The organism is Bradyrhizobium sp. NBAIM18 (assembly GCF_020193825.1).
GTDB classification, from domain to species: domain Bacteria; phylum Pseudomonadota; class Alphaproteobacteria; order Rhizobiales; family Xanthobacteraceae; genus Bradyrhizobium; species Bradyrhizobium yuanmingense.
Genome location: NZ_JADYVO010000003.1, coordinates 456,525 through 474,817, shown reverse-complemented (window position 1 = coordinate 474,817; position 18,293 = coordinate 456,525). Strand labels below are relative to the sequence as shown.

18 protein-coding genes and 1 tRNA gene are annotated in these 18,293 nt (G+C 59.0%); 13 read left to right on the top strand and 6 right to left on the bottom strand.

Going from position 1 to position 18,293, the window contains the following annotated elements; genetic code table 11:
* Positions 1-397: 397 nt before the first annotated feature.
* The 7 genes from I6F17_RS09545 (at position 398) to I6F17_RS09515 (ending at position 8,053) form a co-directional block, all read left to right on the top strand.
* Positions 398-2,359 (top strand): alkyl sulfatase dimerization domain-containing protein, encoded by a 1,962-nt coding sequence (locus tag I6F17_RS09545; protein ID WP_225126081.1) that lies wholly within the window; start codon positions 398-400, stop codon positions 2,357-2,359.
* A gap of 21 nt (positions 2,360-2,380) precedes the next feature.
* Positions 2,381-3,781 (top strand): DUF1254 domain-containing protein, encoded by a 1,401-nt coding sequence (locus I6F17_RS09540; RefSeq protein WP_225126082.1) that lies wholly within the window; start codon positions 2,381-2,383, stop codon positions 3,779-3,781.
* Between the two features lie 15 nt (positions 3,782-3,796).
* The gene (locus I6F17_RS09535) at positions 3,797-4,303 is read left to right on the top strand and encodes a hypothetical protein (RefSeq protein ID WP_225126084.1); all 507 of its coding nucleotides are present in this window, start codon (positions 3,797-3,799) and stop codon (positions 4,301-4,303) included.
* A 102-nt stretch (positions 4,304-4,405) separates the two neighbouring features.
* The gene (locus tag I6F17_RS09530; RefSeq protein WP_346657015.1) at positions 4,406-5,833 is read left to right on the top strand and encodes a DUF1254 domain-containing protein; all 1,428 of its coding nucleotides are present in this window, start codon (positions 4,406-4,408) and stop codon (positions 5,831-5,833) included.
* Between the two features lie 11 nt (positions 5,834-5,844).
* On the top strand, positions 5,845-6,090 hold the full coding sequence (locus I6F17_RS09525; RefSeq protein ID WP_225126114.1) for a DUF3302 domain-containing protein: 246 nt from the start codon (positions 5,845-5,847) through the stop codon (positions 6,088-6,090).
* Positions 6,087-7,028, top strand: coding sequence for a biotin/lipoyl-binding protein (locus I6F17_RS09520; protein WP_225126088.1), 942 nt, complete (start codon positions 6,087-6,089; stop codon positions 7,026-7,028). The genes I6F17_RS09525 and I6F17_RS09520 overlap by 4 nt, the downstream gene beginning before the upstream one ends.
* A gap of 14 nt (positions 7,029-7,042) precedes the next feature.
* Positions 7,043-8,053 (top strand): transporter, encoded by a 1,011-nt coding sequence (locus I6F17_RS09515; protein WP_225126090.1) that lies wholly within the window; start codon positions 7,043-7,045, stop codon positions 8,051-8,053.
* Positions 8,054-8,689: 636 nt separating this feature from the next.
* On the opposite strand, the gene I6F17_RS09505 is transcribed toward I6F17_RS09515, so the two are convergent.
* Together I6F17_RS09505 and I6F17_RS09500 are read right to left on the bottom strand one after the other, a co-directional pair.
* Entirely contained in the window at positions 8,690-9,412 is a 723-nt protein-coding gene (locus I6F17_RS09505; RefSeq protein ID WP_225126094.1) for a hypothetical protein, read from the bottom strand.
* Positions 9,412-10,173: a hypothetical protein gene (locus I6F17_RS09500; RefSeq protein WP_225126096.1), complete on the bottom strand. Its 762-nt coding sequence runs from the start codon at positions 10,171-10,173 to the stop codon at positions 9,412-9,414. The genes I6F17_RS09505 and I6F17_RS09500 overlap by 1 nt, the downstream gene beginning before the upstream one ends.
* Positions 10,174-10,403: 230 nt before the next feature.
* Here I6F17_RS09500 and I6F17_RS09495 point away from each other — a divergent pair, with 230 nt between their 5' ends.
* Together I6F17_RS09495 and I6F17_RS09490 are read left to right on the top strand one after the other, a co-directional pair.
* Positions 10,404-10,799 carry a hypothetical protein gene (locus tag I6F17_RS09495; protein WP_225190420.1) on the top strand — a complete coding sequence of 132 codons (396 nt, stop codon included), beginning with the start codon at positions 10,404-10,406 and terminating at the stop codon, positions 10,797-10,799.
* A complete protein-coding gene (locus tag I6F17_RS09490; protein WP_225131407.1) occupies positions 10,796-11,260 on the top strand; it encodes a DUF3883 domain-containing protein in 465 nt (154 codons plus the stop codon). The genes I6F17_RS09495 and I6F17_RS09490 overlap by 4 nt, the downstream gene beginning before the upstream one ends.
* A gap of 44 nt (positions 11,261-11,304) precedes the next feature.
* On the opposite strand, the gene I6F17_RS09485 is transcribed toward I6F17_RS09490, so the two are convergent.
* Both I6F17_RS09485 and I6F17_RS09480 read right to left on the bottom strand, forming a co-directional pair.
* A complete protein-coding gene (locus I6F17_RS09485) occupies positions 11,305-12,483 on the bottom strand; it encodes a hypothetical protein (protein ID WP_225131409.1) in 1,179 nt (392 codons plus the stop codon).
* Between the two features lie 410 nt (positions 12,484-12,893).
* A tRNA-Ile gene (locus I6F17_RS09480) sits at positions 12,894-12,969 on the bottom strand.
* A 1,011-nt stretch (positions 12,970-13,980) separates the two neighbouring features.
* Between I6F17_RS09480 and I6F17_RS09475 the strand changes: the two genes are divergently transcribed.
* Together I6F17_RS09475 and I6F17_RS09470 are read left to right on the top strand one after the other, a co-directional pair.
* Positions 13,981-14,247: a DUF3551 domain-containing protein gene (locus I6F17_RS09475; RefSeq protein ID WP_225131411.1), complete on the top strand. Its 267-nt coding sequence runs from the start codon at positions 13,981-13,983 to the stop codon at positions 14,245-14,247.
* A 148-nt stretch (positions 14,248-14,395) separates the two neighbouring features.
* Entirely contained in the window at positions 14,396-14,572 is a 177-nt protein-coding gene (locus I6F17_RS09470) for a hypothetical protein (RefSeq protein ID WP_225131413.1), read from the top strand.
* A 231-nt stretch (positions 14,573-14,803) separates the two neighbouring features.
* Here the strand turns inward: I6F17_RS09470 and I6F17_RS09465 are convergent, their stop codons facing one another.
* Positions 14,804-14,992, bottom strand: coding sequence for a cold shock domain-containing protein (locus I6F17_RS09465; RefSeq protein ID WP_225131415.1), 189 nt, complete (start codon positions 14,990-14,992; stop codon positions 14,804-14,806).
* An 849-nt stretch (positions 14,993-15,841) separates the two neighbouring features.
* A complete protein-coding gene (locus tag I6F17_RS09460) occupies positions 15,842-16,192 on the bottom strand; it encodes an avidin/streptavidin family protein (RefSeq protein ID WP_225131418.1) in 351 nt (116 codons plus the stop codon).
* A gap of 784 nt (positions 16,193-16,976) precedes the next feature.
* Here I6F17_RS09460 and I6F17_RS09455 point away from each other — a divergent pair.
* Together I6F17_RS09455 and I6F17_RS09450 are read left to right on the top strand one after the other, a co-directional pair.
* Positions 16,977-17,516: a hypothetical protein gene (locus I6F17_RS09455; protein ID WP_225131419.1), complete on the top strand. Its 540-nt coding sequence runs from the start codon at positions 16,977-16,979 to the stop codon at positions 17,514-17,516.
* A 130-nt stretch (positions 17,517-17,646) separates the two neighbouring features.
* On the top strand, positions 17,647-18,075 hold the full coding sequence (locus I6F17_RS09450; protein WP_225131420.1) for a CDP-alcohol phosphatidyltransferase family protein: 429 nt from the start codon (positions 17,647-17,649) through the stop codon (positions 18,073-18,075).
* The last annotated feature ends 218 nt before the right edge of the window (positions 18,076-18,293 follow it).

The following is an 18,293-nucleotide window of genomic DNA, read 5'->3' as shown; positions in this document are numbered from 1 at the left end:
GCGCGGCAACGTTGCCGTCCGCAGCACGACAGCGGTCGCGGGTCGCGGCGGATGGGCGCGTCCCGGATGGTATCGCTGGCCCGCTGGTGGCGCCATCGCCGCAGGTGCCGCGATCGGTTTCGTCACCGCCGCGACTGCAGCGGCGTGGGCCGGTGCCGCGCCGGCGCCCGGCATGTGCTGGTACTACACGGATCCTTCCCGAACACAGGGCTTCTGGGACTATTGCCAGTAATTTCGGAGCGGCCGAGGAGATCCGGACGCAAGAAGTGCCTGGCTTCCGCGAATCCTTCGCCGTCTCTGCCCGACAACCGCAAGGACGCAGATGATGACGCATCGAGGTGCCGGCCGACCAAGTCCGAACGTCAACCGCCGAGAGATCGTCGCGGGAGGGTCCGCGTTGGCTCTTCTCGGTCTTCCGACTGGCCTCACCGCTCCGGCCGAGGCGCAAGCGGTGTCTACCGGTATTCAGCCGAAGCCCGCGACCGAGGCTACGAAGGCGGCCAACGATGAGCTCCGGAAGTACCTCAATTTCGACGACATGGAGGATTTTGAGAACGCCACGCGTGGGCTCATCGCGAAGCCCGAGACGCTGACGATCCGCGACGAGAAGGGTGGCATCGTTTGGGATCTGGAGAGCTACAAGAAGTACATCGGGGTCGACAAGCCCGCGCCCGACACCGTGAACCCGAGCCTTTGGCGCAACGCGCAGCTCTGCATGCAGTATGGCCTGTTCAAGGTCCATGAGCGCATCTTCCAGGTCCGTGGCTACGACCTTGCCAACGTCACCTTCGTGCAGGGGGACACCGGTTGGATCATCCTCGACACCGGCAGCAATCTCGAAACCGGCAGGGCGGCCTACGACATCGTCAGCCAGCACCTCGGCAAGCGTCCCGTCCTGGCCGTGGTCTATAGCCACAGCCACGGCGACCATTTCGGTGGCGTGCGCGGTCTCGTCGACGAGTCAGATGTCAAGTCGGGCAAGGTCCAGATCTTCGCGCCGCAGAACTTCACCGAGCACGCCATCAGCGAGTTTGTCATCGCCGGCAATGCGATGGGCCGCCGCGGCATCTACATGTACGGGCCTCTGCTGGCCCGCAACCCACAAGGCGGTGTCAACGCCGGCCTCGGTCAGACCGTCGGGCACGGCAATTCGGGTCTCATTCTGCCCACGCGTGAAATCAAGAAGACGGGCGAGGAGATCACCGTCGATGGAGTGCGCATGGTGTTTCAACTGACGCCGGGCACGGAAGCGCCGGCCGAGATGAACACGTACTTGCCCCAGTTCCGGGCGATGTGGATGGCCGAGAACACCACGAACACGATGCACAATATCCTGACGTTGCGGGGAGCGCAGGTTCGCAATGCCTTGAACTGGGCCAAGTACATCAACGAGACCATCGATCTTTACGGCGAGGGGACGGACGTCAAATTTCAGGCCCACCACTGGCCGATGTGGGGCAACGACAAGATCATCGCGTACTGGAAGAAGCAGCGTGACCTCTACAAGTACATGCACGACCAGTCGGTGAACCTGATGAACCGCGGCTACACCGGGGTCGAGATCTCCAACATGATCAAGCTGCCGCCCGAGCTCGACAAGGCCTGGTTCAACCGCGGCTATTACGGTTCGCTGAAGCACGACAGCCGCGCCGTGTACCAGTTCTACATGGGCTTCTACGACGGCAATCCGACGACGCTCGACCAGTTACCCCCTGAAGATGCCGCGAAGAAGTACGTCGACTACATGGGTGGCGCGACTTCGGTGCTGCAGAAAGCGAAGGCGGACTTCGACAAGGGGGAATATCGCTGGGTCGCGGAAGCGCTGAAGCATGTCGTCTTTGCCGATCCGAACAACAAGGAAGCAAAGGAGCTTCTGGCGGACAGCTATGAGCAGATGGGCTACCAGGCGGAGTCCGGGCCGTGGCGTTCGGTATACCTTCAGGGCGCGCTCGAGCTTCGGAACGGGCTGCCGAGCGCCGGCAGCATCGATACCGCAGGACCCGACACGATCAGGGCGATGCCGCCGGAGATGACTTTCGACTATCTCGCCGTGCAGCTCGACGCGCAGAAGGCGGCAGGCAAGAGGCTTTCGGTCACGATGGACTTCAGCGACCTGAAGGAAGCCTACGCATTGATCGTCGAGAACAGCGTGCTGAACTACTCGAAGAAGCCGACAGCGACGGAAGCGAAGCTAACGCTGACCAAGGCCACATTCGACCGCATCCAGACCGGCGAGATCACGGCGGACAAGGCCATCGCAGCGGGAGACATCAGGGTCGAGGGCCGAAAGGAAGCGGTGACCGAGTTCGTGGGCTTGTTCGAAAAGCCGCCGTTCTGGTTCAACATCGTGACGCCGTAGTCCGGCCGGGGAGACCAGACAGTGAAAAAAGCCACCCTTCTCCTAGCGATGCTGATCGCAATATCAGGAGCTTGCCCTGCCCCGGCGCAGTCGCCCGGCGATCGGCTCAAGCAAAGCCGCGCCGTTGAGGCGGTGATCTGGGGCATGCCCGTCGTGAACTACGAACTGATGCGGCAGGAAATGCTGACGAAGACGAAGGCGCGGGTCGGCGAAGTCGTCTATTGGGGCCGTGCACTCGACTGGATGAACCAGACGCTGACGCCGAACCCCGACACCATCTATTTCATCACGTTCTTCGACACGCATGACGGGCCCATCGTCATCGAGGTCCCTGCGGCCGACGGGAGCGGTTCGCTCAATGCCAACATCGTCACGATCTGGCAGATGCCGCTCGAAGACGCCGGGCTGCTCGGCGTCGACAAGGGAGCAGGAGGGAAATTCGTCATTCTGCCGCCAGGCTACGCCGGCCCGTCTCCGGCAGGAACTACGCCGCTTCAGTCCGATACTTTCGAGGGATACGCCCTCATCCGCTCGAACCTGAAAAGCCATAGCGATCCGGATGTCGCGGCGGCGATCTCCTACGGCAAGAAGCTGAAGGTCTATCCGCTGTCCGCGGCGGCAAATCCGCCGCCGACGGCGTTCACGGACGCGAAAGACGTCCTGTTCGATTCCACCATTCGCTTCGATTCCACATTCTTCGAGAACCTCTACCGGGTGGTGCAAAGGGACACTTGGCTGGAGCGCGATCGCGCGATGATCGACCAGCTTCGGACACTCGGCATCGAGAAGGGAAAGCCGTACAAGCCGGATGGCAAGACGCGCAACATCCTCGATGCAGCGGCTGTCGAGGCCAAGGCGTGGCTTGATGCGCGCTATGAAGCGGGCTGGGAAGTCTTCTATCCCGGCACTAGCTGGCGCCCGGGTGGAGTGCCGGAACTCGCGAAGGCCATGTCCGCGCGCTATGCCGAACTGGACTCTTATCCGCTGGATTGGCGCGGTATGATCTATACGCTCGGCTATATCGGCATCAAAAGGCTTGGCGTCGGCCAATTCTACCTGCTGACACCGAAGTCGAAGGATGGGCAGAGTCTGGACGGCGCCAACTCCTACAGGCTGACTGTGCCGCCGAACGTCCCGATCGACCAATACTGGTCGGTCACGGTCTATGACCGGCAGACGCACGCGCTGGTCAAGAACATGCACCGCGCCAGCCGCGCTTCCAACAGCGCCGAAGTGCAGAAGAATTCGGACGGTTCGATCGACATCTATTTCGGTCCCAAAGCGCCGTCTGGCAAGGAATCGAATTGGGTGCCGACCGATCCCGAACGCGAATTCGAACTGATGTTCCGCGCGTATGGACCGAGACAGGAGTTCTTCCAAAAGAAGTGGGCGCTACCCGACGTCGAAAAGTTCGCGGGCTGAAAGGGAAATTCTAATATGACGATGGGTGCGCGGTTCGCCAAATGGGGGCTCGGTTTCTTCGTCTTTGGTTTATTCCTCACCTTCGGCATCATCGGCCACTACTGCGTCGGAGCAAGCGCCGACGCAGGTGAACTGTTCAGGCGCAATGTCACGCTTTGGTGGGCGTGCCCGTGGACGCTCTCCGTGGCGATCGTGCAGGGTGGTGGCCTCGGGATGGTCGCGCTCGGCTTGACGTTGCTGCTGAGCACGGGTCGCGCAAACGGCAGGTCGACAGGCGATGGTCTTGCGTTCTGGCTCTGCATTATCGGTCTGCTCGGCGTGTTCGCTGTCGGCTATCCCGGCTACTTCGCCTTCAACATGATCTGGCCGAACTTCTACTACGTGCCGAACATCACGGGAAAGAACGCCTGGCTGCTCGGGCAGACCTTCTTCTTCGCAGTCTACTTCACCGGCGTGATCCTGACGTTCAACACAGTTCGTCACGCTCTCGATGACATTCCTCGCCAACGCTTCGGCACCTAGGAGTCCAATATGGGGACGGCAATCGGATCCTCCTTCAGTCGGCGGAACGTTTTGCTCGCCGGAGCCACTCTCGCCGCGGCAGGCGGCATCGGGCAGGGTCCAGTGTTCGCAAACGCCCAGACCGCGCCGCTTAACCCGCAGCCACTTCCGCCTTCGCCGAAATGGGCACGCTCGCTTCCGACAGGTCCTGACACCCGCATCAAGATGACGATCGAGTACGCAAAGCTTGTGGCCCGCGACGCCTACTTCTGGGCGTGGCCGCTGGTCAACATCTACAACCGCCGGCTCGCATTCAAGGATCTGCCCGAGATCGTCCTGTCTGGTCCGGCGCCGATTGCGCCGCTGAACCGCTTCGGCATGCTCACCGATTACATCGAGCCGGAAGAAAGGCTGGTTGCCTGCCCGAACCAGGACGTCGTCTATGGAGCGGGGGCGCTTGCGCTCGACCTCTCGCCGGTGGTGATCCAGGTGCCCGATTTCGGCGATCGGTTTTGGGTCTACCAGATCGTCGACCTTCGCACCGACAGCTTCGTGCAGCTTGGAAAGATGTACGGGACCACACCGGGTTTCTATCTGCTCGTCGGCCCAAATTGGCAAGGTGAGGCCCCAAAGGGCATCACCCGCGTGTTCCGTTCCTCCACCAGCACCGGGTTCGTCGGACCACGCATCTTCCAGGACGATGCCGCTGAGGACAAGCAAGCGATCCAGTCGGTGCTGCGCCAGGTGATGATGTATCCGCTCGCCGAGTTCGACGGAACGATGAAGAGCACCGAATGGAGCAGGCTGAAGCGTGTGCCCGCCGGGGCGACAGGCGAAACCGAGTCGAGGTGGGTGTTTCCGGAGAAATTCTTCGAACAGCTCGCAGACGTGCTCGCGGATGCGCCCGCTCTGCCCGGCGAGGAATCCCGCTACGCCCAGATGCAGGCCTTGCTCGAGGCCCTGAAAGCCAATCCGGCATGGAAGGAGCCGTTGGCGAAAACGGTGGCGGAAGTCGAGGACGAGGTCATCAAGCCGCTCTTCGAGTTCCGCAACTGGGGCCGGCAGCTCCAGCATCACTGGAGCACGATCGTCAACGAGTCGGCCTTCGGCACGGATTACTTCACGCGAACGGCGACCGCGAAATCCAACATCCTGGTCAACGCGCCGAACGAGACCAAATATTTCTATCAGGATCTGGACGCAGGCGGTGGGCGGCTGAACGGGGCCAATCGTTACACGGTCACGTTCGGGACGGACGAGACCCCGCCCGTGAACGGCTTCTGGTCCTTGACGCTCTACAACGAGCATCACTTCTTCGTTCCCAACGAGCTGCGCCGCTATTCGCTCGGCACGAAGAACAGGGGGTTGAAAACGGCTGCCGACGGCTCCTTGACGATCTACGTCCAGGCCGAACCGCCACCGGAGCCTAACCGCGCCAATTGGCTGCCGGCGCCGAAGGGCGATTTCTCGCTTTACATCAGGGCGTACTGGCCCAAGGCGCCAATATTGGACGGGTCATGGACCCCGCCGCAGGTGAAGAAAGTGACCTGAAGGTGCAGATCATGAGCGGCCTCGATCTCCTTGCCTGGATCGTGCTCGCCATTCTGCTGGCGGTGCCCTTACTTGTCATTTGGCTGATGGGGTCTATGCCGGGCCATGTCGCCAGACGGCGTGGACATCCGTGGGCCGAAGCGGTGGGTGTCGCCGGCTGGATCACTCTGATCTTCGGCTTCGCACTGTGGCCGATCGCGATGATCTGGGCGTATGTCGACGCACCCACCAAGCGCACGGCGGAGCCCCGGCCATGATGATCGCCCTTATGGCGCTCTATCTGGCGCTGCTGTTCTCGTTGGTATGGCTCGGCGCCATCCGCTTCAACGCGTTCTGGAAGACATCGCCTCTGATCGTGCTTCTGCTCCTCAACATTGGGCTCTTCATCCCCATGGGCTGGGGCGCGCCGCAAGGCAAGGCACTGGTCTATCGCAACGCTGTTTCGATTGTGCCGGACGTCGCCGGCGAGGTCGTCGAGGTGCCGATTTCGCCGAACACGCCGTTGCAAGAGGGCGACGTTCTGTTCCGGATCGACCCGACACCCTACGATGCGCAGGTCAAGGCGATCGAGGCGCAGCTCAAGCTGTCGAGCACCCGCCTGACCCAGATGACCTCGCTGTACGAACGGGACGCCGGCCGCGGCTTCGACGTCGAGCAGCGGCAATCCGAGGTGGACCAACTCAAGGCCCAGCTCCAAAACGCGCAGTGGAATCTCGGCAAGACCGTCGTGCGGGCACCGGCCGACGGCTACGTCACCAACCTCGCGCTCCGCGAGGGAGCCCGCGTCGGAAACCTGTCGGTCTCGCCGGCGATGGCGTTCATCGATACCTCCGCGACCCATATCGCGGTCGAGATCGACCAGATCGACGCGCGCTACGTCGCCCCCAGCCAAGAGGTGGAGATCGCCTTCAAGTTCGCTCCGGGGCGGATATTCACCGGCAAGGTCGAGAGCATCCTTCAAGCGGTCGCGACCGGGCAGACGCAGGTCTCGGGCCAGGCGGTCATGCCCAAGGCGATCGAGACGGTGCCGTTCGTCGTGCGCGTCACGCTCGACGACGGCGAGATGGCGAAGACATTGCCGGCGGGCTCCACGGGCACCGCCGCCGTTTTCACCAACCATGTGAAGGTCAGTCACGTCATCCGCCGCGTGCTGCTGCGGCAGATCGCGATCCTCAACTACGTCGTTCCGTTCTGATAGTGGAGGGCACCATGATGACAAAAGCAACATTCGCGGCCGTGGCGACCCTCGGATGGGCGATCACTGCGCTTCCTTCCGACGTCCGGGCGGACGCCGGCGGTGTCGGCTTGTGGCTGCCCGGCATTTTCGGCAGCCTCGCCGCAGCGCCAGGCGTGCCTGGCTGGTCGTACGCGTCGATCTATCTGCATCTGCAGGCCAACAGCGCAAGCAGCCAGAACTTCGTCACCAGCAACGGGGCGCGGGGCACGGTGGTGACCGGCCTCAACGCCCACGGTGACGCGCTCGCGCTAGGCATCACCTACGTGTCGCCGATGCCCGTTCTCGGCGGCCAGGCTGCGTTCTCGATCGTCACCGCTCCCGGCAACGTCGGCGTTGGCATCGATGCCACCCTGACTGGACCGAGGGGCAATGCCGTCTCTGGAGGGGTCAGTGACAATCGGACGACGCTATCCGATGTCTTCTACCAGGGAACCCTAAAGTGGAATCAGGGCGTCCACAACGAGATGGTCTACATCACCGGCAACATACCGAGCGGGACCTACGATCCCAACCGGCTCGCCAACCTCAACCTCGGCTTCGTCGGCTGGGACGCAGGGGCCGGCTACACCTACTTCGACCCGAAGGCCGGCCACGAATTCTCGGTGGTCGGCGGATTCACCTACAGCCTGCCTAATCCATACCTCCAGTACCAGAACGGCATCGACTTCCATGTCGACTGGGCGGCATCGCAGTTTCTGAGCAAAACGTTCCAGGTCGGGCTGGCCGGCTACTTCTACCAGCAGATCACGGACGACACCGGGCCGGGCGCGAAGCTCGGCGGCTTCCGCGGACGGGCGATCGGAATCGGTCCTCAGGTCGGCTTCATCTTCCCGAAGCTGTTCGAAGGCTACTCGGGCTATCTCAACATCCGAGGCTACAAGGATCTCGAGGTCGAGAACCGGGCGAACACCTGGAGCACGTGGGTGACGTTCGCGGTCTCGCCGGCTCCCCCTGAACCCGCGAGCAAACCGGCGCGTAGATGATATCGGCGCTCTCGGGGCGGAGGGCGTCGCCTCCGGATTCGCCATATTCGAACTAGAATTCGCGCGACGTGGGCCGCTCGGAGCAATTACGCGATCACCGCCGAATCCTTGGGCGCTCCGCCGCAATAGCGCCCGTTCCCAAACGCCTCGAAAGCTGCCGAAATTGACGACCCTGCGACCAAAATAAGTGGTACACAGCGGTGGTCACAAAACCGGGCCAGGTTTTTCGGGAATCCTTGTTTTCCGCGGGTTTTTGCGCAATCTCGGCGAAGCGGAAGAGAGTCCCACTCTCTCCGCCAAGTGTACTGCGCACGCTGTCTTCGCCTGGGGCCCTCGAAGGTCTCATCCTGCTTGAACCACGGGGGACGCATCACGTCCGCATAGGGTGCCATCAGTTCGAGTACGTGTGCGGTCAATTCGCGAAACAAGCCTGCGGATTGGTTGGCGCGCGCGGGATTGTTCTCCGAGTGAGTACCGTCAGCGCGCCGTCAAGCTGGAGTCTAGGAAAAATCGTCAGGGAGGCGGCTTCTGATCTCTTCGCTCACCTCCTGGCTTGGCAACGCTTTGCTCCATCAACGCTTTGCTCCATCGTGGTCTAGCTTAGGCTGATCCGCGAATATGATCCGGATTAAAGCCTTAACGCGCCCGAATCTGGAAGTTTTCGAGACTTTCCCGGATGTCGAACTGAGTTGGCTCGCTCGCCTTGTCCGGTGACTTCGCCCAGAGGTAGGCGGAGCCTTCATCGAGTTCTAGGGACTCCGCTTTGAAACCGCCGCGCTCAACAAGGCAGACAAGATCATCGGGCGGAATAAGTCCGTAGAAGGAGTACCCGCGAAGAGAGTCCATCAAGAAGCCGTTGTCGTACGGCCTGCAATTGGGAAGCCTCTGCATTCGCGTAAAGTCCGAGTTGCGGTAAAGAGATACAAACAGACAGGAGCAGCCCGGCTTCAGTTTGGTTCTCATCAACTGAATGATGCCCATCCTAACGCTTGCGGAAGGAATCACCGAAAGTACGTTAATGCAGAATCCGCGATCGTACTTTCGACTGTGGGAAGCAAACTGGTCGACTGTGTATGCGTGGACGTGGTTTGACTTCTTCACGTAGTCGCGGATTGTTGTTGGGCGACCACGGATCATCTGAGTCCTCGAAAGCTGGACTTCAGAGTCTACAAGCGCGAGTTCGTCGGTGGTCCTCGCAATTGCCCGTTCGTAGCGGAGCTTGCCACAACCAAAGTCGAAGCTGCTGTGCACAGGCTTTAGCTGCGCGATCAGTTTGTTCAGGTAGGACGAGCTCTGAGCCTCCGGCTTGGCCGCGTTTTCGCTTCGGATGATAATGTCTTTCCCGATCTTGTACCTCATCAAATTGCCTCGAAAACCTGGCGGTTTGCGGCGTTCGCCTCGGCATCGCTGGCGATCTGCTGTACCTCCGGCTCAACCCTTCGTTCCAACTTGGTGTAGCGGAAGTGCATGAACAGCAAAAATGCCACCGAGGCCGACCAAAATAGGATGAGTAGCCAGGCGGAAGCCGCGATGGCCGAGAACAAAGCGCAAGCGGCGAGTATGGCGAGCCCTTCGAGCGCGACCCAAAAAAGAGTCCAAGACTCGAGCGCGCTTTCAATGTCGTGTTTGTCGACGAGCGTTTTCTCCTTTGTGCTCGAAGCATATTTGTAGAAGGTATCCCGCATCAGATGCGAGCGATCTCGTTTGATGTTGGCGATCTGCCGAGCGGTCATCTTGGCGCCTGACGTGAGGGCCAAGGGTAAAAGGATGTTCGCGTGATCAAATCGGGCTCGAATTCCGAAGACATCAGAAATGAGGTCGTGAAATCTGGTTGTGCGGCTAAACAGCATGATCGCTAGAGCGATCACGACGTTTGCGACGCTCACCGTGGCCAAATCAACGGAAGTGATCTGCGGCAGTTTCGCCAGCGCGGCGAACTCTTTAAGGCCGGGTAGCTCCTCCAGGCGCTTGAAGACGCCATCAATCCACGGATCGTACCTAAGTAGAAACGTGCAAATAAGCCCCAACCAGAAGTCCGCGACCGCAATCTTCCAAAGCATTTCTTGGTAATTCTTCGGGGCTCCGAAGAAAGGCGTCAGAACACGAAAGAAAGAATCCATTTTTGTCCTGAGGTTGCGCAAACATATCAATAAACGTTGCAATTGATTCAGAAAGCGTTAGATTGGTCAATTAGCAAGGAGTCGAATTTCCCCGGCTTCTCTCTATCGGCCAGCTAAGCATTGGGTGGCCTCCCTCGTCGAAAAACACTGGAGAAGCGAGCGCCGCCTCTCGCATTTTGCGGATTTGGCGCCGCCTGGTAGGATTCCGGTCGGGGGCAGGGAAAGTAATCGTGGACGCCGAGGGGGCAGCGCCGGGGGCCAAGGGGACCGATTGGACGGCCGAGCAGGTCGCCATCGTGGTCGCCAACTATTTCCTGATGCTCGAGCGGGATCGGGCCGGCGACAAGATCAACAAGGCCGACCTATACAGGAGGCTGGCGCCAGAGGTTGGGCGGTCCGAGAAGTCGATTGAATGGAAGCTCCGCAACGTGTCGGCAGTCTTAGACGAGCTTGGGATAGCCTGGATCCCTGGGCTCCTCCCGGCCCACAATTACCAGGACTCCTTGGTGGAGGCCGTTGAGGCCAAGTTGGAGCAGCATCCTAAGGCGCTGATCGAGCCAGTGCCGGTGAAGCCGCGCTTCGCGTCGGCGGGAGGGCCGGTTCTGGTGCCGCGGCCGTCGTTTTGAATTCGAACCCGCGGGATGATCAGCCCGCGCTGCGGCGCTTGATTGGCAAGTACGATCCGGCCATTAGGGACGAGCTCAACCGCTCGCTAGGGCGCGCCGGCGAGGAGATGGTGCTCGAGTTCGAGTACGACCGGCTCTGCCAGGCCGGCCGCAAAGATCTGGCCAAGGAGCTGGACTGGCCTTCCGACCGAGGGGAGGATCACCGGGGCTACGACATCAGGTCATTCGATCCGGACAACGGTGAGGAACGGCTGCTCGAGATCAAGACCACCAACGGACATGCTCGTACTCGGTTCTGGTTGTCCGGCAACCAGGTTGCGACGGCTGCCCTGAATCCGTCGACCTACCGCATCCGAAGGGTTTTCCACTTCCAGAATGGCGCGGAGATGTTCGATATCAAGCCGCCGCTAGATGCGGGCCTGTGGCTGACGCCGGACAAGTACGTGGCCGTGCCGAGGTGAGCGCTCTTTCTTGGTTTATGAGGAATGGAATTTCCGCCGCGAATTTATTCACAGGGAGCTAGGCGTGGGCCGGTCTCCGTCCTTCCCTTCCATTTGTCGCCGACCTTCTCGATGAGGACGAAATGTCGCGATTGGTCTGGAAACTCGGGAAGCTTGACGTTCAGCTTGTCTAGGTACCGGCTTGCACAGCGTCCCGGTGAGATAGCCTTGAAAGCCAGGTTCTCGATGGATTTTCCGTTCACCAAGTTGGCCGATCCAGACAAGACTTCGCACTGCTCGTCGTTCATCCCGATGAAGAACTTGGCATGGAAGTCCTGCTTTTTGGTGTTGGCCGCGACAAGCCTGCTTTCCAAGCCATATTCCTGCAGAACGTGGTAGTCGAGGCCTTCAACGTCCTGCAGTAGCGATTTGAACGACGTGAACTCTTTGCTCCTTGTGATGAAGGCCGCCTTGTTCGGATCCAGAAGGCCGAGAAGCCAATTCCAGATATCCATCTTTTCGGTGTGCGCCATCCACTGATGCCCGACAAACGGCGACGCCACGATGATAGCTTTCGTCGTCAGGTGCCATCTGATCAACAGCTTCTCCAGGATCGCCATGGCCTCGCTTTTCGTGAACAGGCCAGCAAGTTGATCTTCCAGCGAGCACCCGGTGATGTCGGCCAGAAGGTACTCGTCGAGCGATTGTTGCATCGATCCGTCCTGCAGGAATTTCGCATAGAAGGTCGCGACATGTGGATGCCCGCAGGGGCATGTTAGTGGTACGCGTACGACGACGTGATCGCAGCTTGGAAACATGCCCGTGGAGAGGCTGTAGTTGATGGCAGCCCCGTATTCCTTCTTGACCCCGTCGAGAACGGTCGAAAGCGCATCGCGGGCGACGACTTCGAGGTTCGCCTGGACTCGGTCGCAAACGTGGATCGGGGTCGTGGCGTAGTTGAACCGGTGTTCGATTTTGTTCGGTTTAAGATTGTGGATCGCCACACCGGCCGCGATGTCTTCCGCGGGACCCAGGTAGGCCCCTTCACATCTTTCCGGAACAAAAAAGGAAGCGCTGGCTGAGTCTGGATTGATAAGCTTGATGACGAACGGGACCTGGCAACCGTTGCAGGGGAATTTCCAATACCCTTCGTCGTTGATCACATTGAACTTGATCTCGCGGTACCGGTGTGGCTCGCCGCAACGGGGGCATTTGGCAGAGAAGTTTCGGGTCGAGGAACTCATGTGGGGCTCAGGTGGGACGGGGCATGCGCGGCAGCGTAAAGGTCAGAAGATGCTCACCGAAGCGGCCGACTTCAATGCCCGAGATGACCAGGTGCGTGGTTATCGTCGGCGGAAGCGTGCGTCCGGAAGGCAACGCGTGCTGAGATTGGCTTCTTAGCAGCCCCTGCATATGGACGTGACGCTGGTCCTACGAAGTCGTTGCCGGCGACGCATTGATCGCTGCAGAAGTCTGTTCGAGCGAAAAGACCCCCCTCGCTTTTTTCGTCCGCAAGAATCGGCGAAAAAATCGAAGGGAAATTCGTCAGTGATCTCAGTGAGATCTGAAATCGAGTCGTTTCAAAAAAGAAATCGAGTCGCTCTAAAAAGGAAATCGAGTCGTTTTCAAAGTGTCCGCACATTATTGATCCCGCTGGTGGGCCCGGCAGGACTCGAACCTGCAACCAGACCGTTATGAGCGGCCGGCTCTAACCATTGAGCTACGGGCCCCGCCGCCGGCGACCGCTGAAAGACAGCCCGAACGGTGCCCGGGCTCCTTTATAGGGTGGCAGGCATTCTGGCAACGCCAAAGAAGGCGTGATCGAGCCACGCGAACAGGCTGACTGACCAGTGAGCTTCTCGTAGCGCTCCAGCGCAAGCGCCGGCACCGCCTCACCATGGCACCGATATCCCATGCGTCCGGTATCCAATCTGATTAAAACCGTGGTTGCTGTGCCGCCCTTCTTCGCCGATCGCTAGGACTTGCACGCACGCACCACGGATCTGATTTTGCAGGTCAAAACGTGCGAGCCGCTGCCGATCTACAATCATGATTTCGCGTTGAGTATTGCCGATGAATCGAGCACGCCGGCACTATGCAATTGCGACACTGCACGTGAAACTGTTTCAATGGTCAGGCAATCAGCGATGTTTTCTGCGTGCTGCAGGCTATTGGTAGTCAAGCAAAGGTACGTCAGACAATCGCGTTAGTCTCAGCGACCGTCTCACGAGTGTGCCGCTTAAGTGTTCTGCGTGATCGCTTTGGAAGCGGCTAGCACAGGTGAGACAAGGCCAGACCCCTAAAGCAGATCGGTCGCGAAGCGCTCTCCAAATCCCCTAGCATGGGGCGCTAGGTCCTGCGTATCGCGCTGGCGTGCAAGGACGTTCATGAGTTCCTACGGCGCTCGCGTCGTATATTTTGCTCTTTTACTCCGCTCGGAATGGCGCAGTCGCGCAAAACACGCATTTCGTTACGGAAAGCCGCAGGAAAGCCGCTTGGAGGTCCGGGCGATTTTCGGCAAATGGTGACGACCACGGTGCCGTCCCGTTTCGCTCCGGCCCTCTTATTGCCTGCGCCCTACCTGTATCCGGCGTGCCGCTTTCGCGCTGGTGGTTACGGACAAGCTGAACGCTCTTTCCGGTGGTAGACCAGCTGGACCGGCGATGTGCGATTGACTAAGGTCAGATGGTTCAATTCAGATCCTCCATCCTTCAGCGAACTTAACGGAGGCAAGAGATCTCATGCGCGACTTTCTCGTTACCGGAGTGCTCATACTTCCCATCCTCGTCGGCTTTGGATCGCCTTCGACCGCTGGTTCACGGGTTCACTCGCAGACCCCACCGGCTCGCCAAGACGTTTATTGCCTGCAGGGCCGTACTTGGGGATATCCGGGCAACTGCCAGTTCTCAACCTATAGCCAGTGCATGGCTACCGCATCCGGTACATACGCCTATTGCGGTATCAATCCGATCTATGCGTTTGAGCGACAAGGAAGACAATTGCGCTAATGTGGAGGAAAATTGCGAGATGCGCTAAGCGGCGGCTTTGGACGCGAGATCGCGCTGCCGAAAAGTTTGCCGTTCACCCGCCCTTACCTGCCCAGGCTCTGAACACAAAAGAATAGGAAGAGACGGGGAACAGGTGTAACTCCGATCGATGAAAACATTTCGCGCGGTTGTCCTCACACTCGAGGGCGAAATCATTCTGACGATTGCTTTAGTTTGTGCCACCGAGGACGAAGCCAAGGCACGTGCTGAGGATCTGCTCGAGGACGATCCTGTAGAACTCTGGGATGGCCCGCGCAGAATTGCGCGCTTCCAGCCCGAGCACTAGCCAGCCCCGCACGGGGCACGGCTTCTCATCGTCTCTCCGAATAAGATGCAGAAAACGATCGGCGAAGCCTGAAAATTCCGCGCAAATATGCGATCTGGTGCTTTTTGTTGCGCCGACAGCATGGTCTGTAAGGCGCGTGCAACATGGCAAATGCTTGAGATGGACTTCACGCGGACCGAATGGAGCGGCTGCAGCGAAAGTTTTCTTCCCGCCGCAGCTGAAGGGCTAAAATCATCCGATGCGCAGATTTTCTGCGGACACTTTGCCTGAGCTGGCTGTCTTGAACTCGAAGTCGATCCGGGCGTAGCCGGTCTTCTCAACCGCCCCAACGTGCAGGAATACGTCCGCTCCGCCATCATCAGGCTTGATGAAACCGTAACCCTTCGTCGCGTTAAACCACTTTACAATGCCAGCCGCCACGTCAGTATCTCCAGCTAAATGACCACGATGTAGCTAGTTGTTTGCGCAACGATCAAATCCTTAACTGGTGGGTGCACGTGACAATCGCAATCCGCTTTGCAGGCTATGGCGACTGGCATTCGCGCCCGGACGGCCGATTGCGGCGGCGATGTCTGCGACTGCCATTGCGGCGTCCCGACGTCAGAGGAGACGCGGGAAGTTTACTTGCGAGAGGCGTCTCAATCGTGTCTTCGAGCGCTCGCTCCTGAGTGATGGTCACCGCCGCTCGTTCCAGTGAAGCAAGAAAGGCGCGTCCCCCTTCTGTTATGATCCAGTGCCCGGAGTCTCGCTCAACCAATTTCTGCCCGAAAGTATTGAGACCTGGTGCCCGCTCGGCCAGTCGCTTCATGCGAGCCGTCCACTCCGGGCCGCTGGTGTAGAATACTGTGAGGTAATTCTTTAGGACGGCGAGACTGGCGCGGCCCTCCGGTTGGCCGGCGAGAATTTTAAGTATCGAGAGCTGAAAACTCACATCCGTCAACCAAACGCCGCAACACGAACGCCGTAGATATTAGCGGCACCCCTTCTGGGCCCCGAACTCCGTTTCAAAACGAGAACATGAAGAGTAATGCTAAATGCGCGGAACGTCCCAAAGTCTGGATACAAGCTTAAACAGCCGTTTCGAATCCGGGAAGGGGCCTTTTGATGTTATTCATGGGCTATGCCGGAACATTGGGCTGCCAAGCATCCAAGCTGCGTGACGCTGGACAGCCCAGAGCTTTCCGAAAGGCAAGCCTCAACGTCTCACAGCGACCAGCCAAATTCGCGAGAGCGCCAGTCGAAGGTCGCGACGTTGCAAGGAGAGTGAGACTACCATACGCGCGTGAATGTATCGGCTCCCTTCAACTTGCTGGGCTTGCCGTTCTGGTCAACGTAGAACAGCGTCCATGACGTTGGCATTTTGGAGCCATTAATTTTGCCAACCCAGCGGGTAAAGGAATTGCACTGGGCAAAAGTGACAACAAAATACAAGCCCCTGGGACTAACGGCTCCGGATGCGGGATAGGGGATGTCTTGGCACGCAAAACCGTGAGCGTGGTTTGTGAAAGTTCCTTGTATTGCCCCGCTGTTGGCGGACAAAACGAACAGTTCTGAACCCCGTTCATTCTTCCAGAATGAAGGAGCAGGAAGACCCTGCGCGGTGGCCTTGCTCGATACCATGAAACATTGGGCAAGCAGCAAAAGTCCTAGAGTCTCTTCATATTCAAACCTCGAAAGAAGTAAGTCGCGTGAGGGTAGCAACACAGACCGTGTAATTTGGTACAACTTGAGGTGACGTTCGCTGTCTTATCTTGCATTCGGCAGTGGAATCCGGCGCATATACCCGAAGTCGCGCCGGATCCTGGCGGTCTACGGCCTGAATCTCCCGAAGAGTGGTCGCGGTGTGCGCGGTAAGCCGATGCTCGGCTACTTTGATGTGACGCGAGCGCTCCCGGTCGCCGAAATGGTCGGCGCGGTGCGGGTACCAGAGGACGAGAGCGACATCGGTCTCGCGATCTTCGCCAATTGCGCGTCGATTTGCTGGAAAGCAAGTTTGAAGGTCTCCCGGCGTCTCGCAAGCAACCGGCTGACTTCGACGACCTCGCATCTCAGTCATCGCTGGGTGCGTTAAGCCCCATATCCCACCCGTTTTCGCCGCTGGATCGGCAAAGCCATAAGAAGGTTTGCGTTTACAATGGAGCACTCCTCGGGGAGAGATCGTGGGAGTCCCGAGGAAAGTCATCCGTCATCTTGGTGTGTCAGTGCTCACTTAACCCCGCCAATTCTTGGAGTTTCAACGGCAAGGAAGTGGCCGTAACAGCAGCAAGGTAGCGCTGGCTCGCGGAGCACGTCGTGAACTGAGCTTGAGCACTGGCAATATTGCGCAAAGAGGTGCTGTCGCCGACAGTACCACTTGACGGTTGGCCGGTATGGCGTCAACGACAAAAGCCAATAGGAACTGGACATGGATGTGATTGATCAAGCGAACGCCTCGGATTTGCCACCCGACTTGCACAGGCCTTCAAGGCGCTTTTCTTGGATCCTCGTGCTTTTGGCCGTCTCCATCGGCCTGTGCGCTGGGGGTGCCTATTATTGGACTAGCGCCGAGGCACCTCCCGGGACGTCATCGGCGCGTGAAGCTGCTCAGACGACAGGCTTGTCACACGAAGAAAAGGAAGCTCTCTGGGAGATCCGATTGGGACAACAGAAGGCGAGTGATGAAATTGAGAAGGCAAGTGATGGAATTGCAGAGCTCAATCGCAACATGGGTGCGCAGCAAGCCGATTTGAAGCGGCTGGCCGACCAGATCGAGGCATTGACGGCCAAGATCGAGTCTTTGCAGAATTCACCGGTCCCTACATCTGTGCCCGAGGCTCCTTCTCCACCAGCAGCCCGTCCGGTATCGAGGCCGGTGAAGAGAATGGTCCAGCCCTCTAAGTCAGAAGGCCCAATCTCGGTCGGGGGTGCGCCGCTAATTGCTGATCCCAGCTCCGACCAGCGTTGATGCACTCCATAGTGTTGTCGCGGTCGCTTCAGCCTTCCGGCCGGTCGGCCGAGCCTCAGTCGATTTTTCTGCGTCTCTTGAGTTCGACAGATCAAAAGGTCGAGGACTGCTTCAACCAGCAGTCCGACGAATGGCTATTAGAACTGGTAGTTTGCGGACCTGGCGGACCTCGCCCAATTTAAGCGCAGTTGCGGTGCGCAAGCGGCCGCAAGGGCGTGAGATTTCGATCGCCTCGGCGGAAACAGGTGCGATGATCGCATACCTATCTGACCGCGCAAACGCCGTTACCGCCGTGGGGATCCTCTGTTCTGGTGCAGCGATGGGGTTAGTAGCCAGAGGACACCAGGAGGCGGGAGTAGCGCTCGGACTCTGGGCGATTATCGCTGATGATGTCGATGGCGAAATTGCCCGGCGTACCAAGAATCGAACGATGGCCACCAAGGCCATTGGTAAAGCTCTCGATGCGTTCCCGGACCTCATCTTTGGACAGTTATCCCGGCAATTGTCATCGCATCTTTCATCGATTTGCCAGCATCTGCGGTATTCACAGCGTTCATGATATTGATCGACGCTCTTCGCCTGGCATATTTTGACTATTTCGGATTGGACCATCGCGGTTATTCGACCGGTCTACCTCTCTCTTACGCTTTGCCAGTGCTCGCGGCGATCTTGATAGTTGACCGCACAATTGCGCCGCTCGAGCTAGGTGTCGTTCTTCCTGCCGTCTTTGTACCGCTATCGCTGCTCCACATCGCGCCGTTCAAGGTCAAAGCCTCA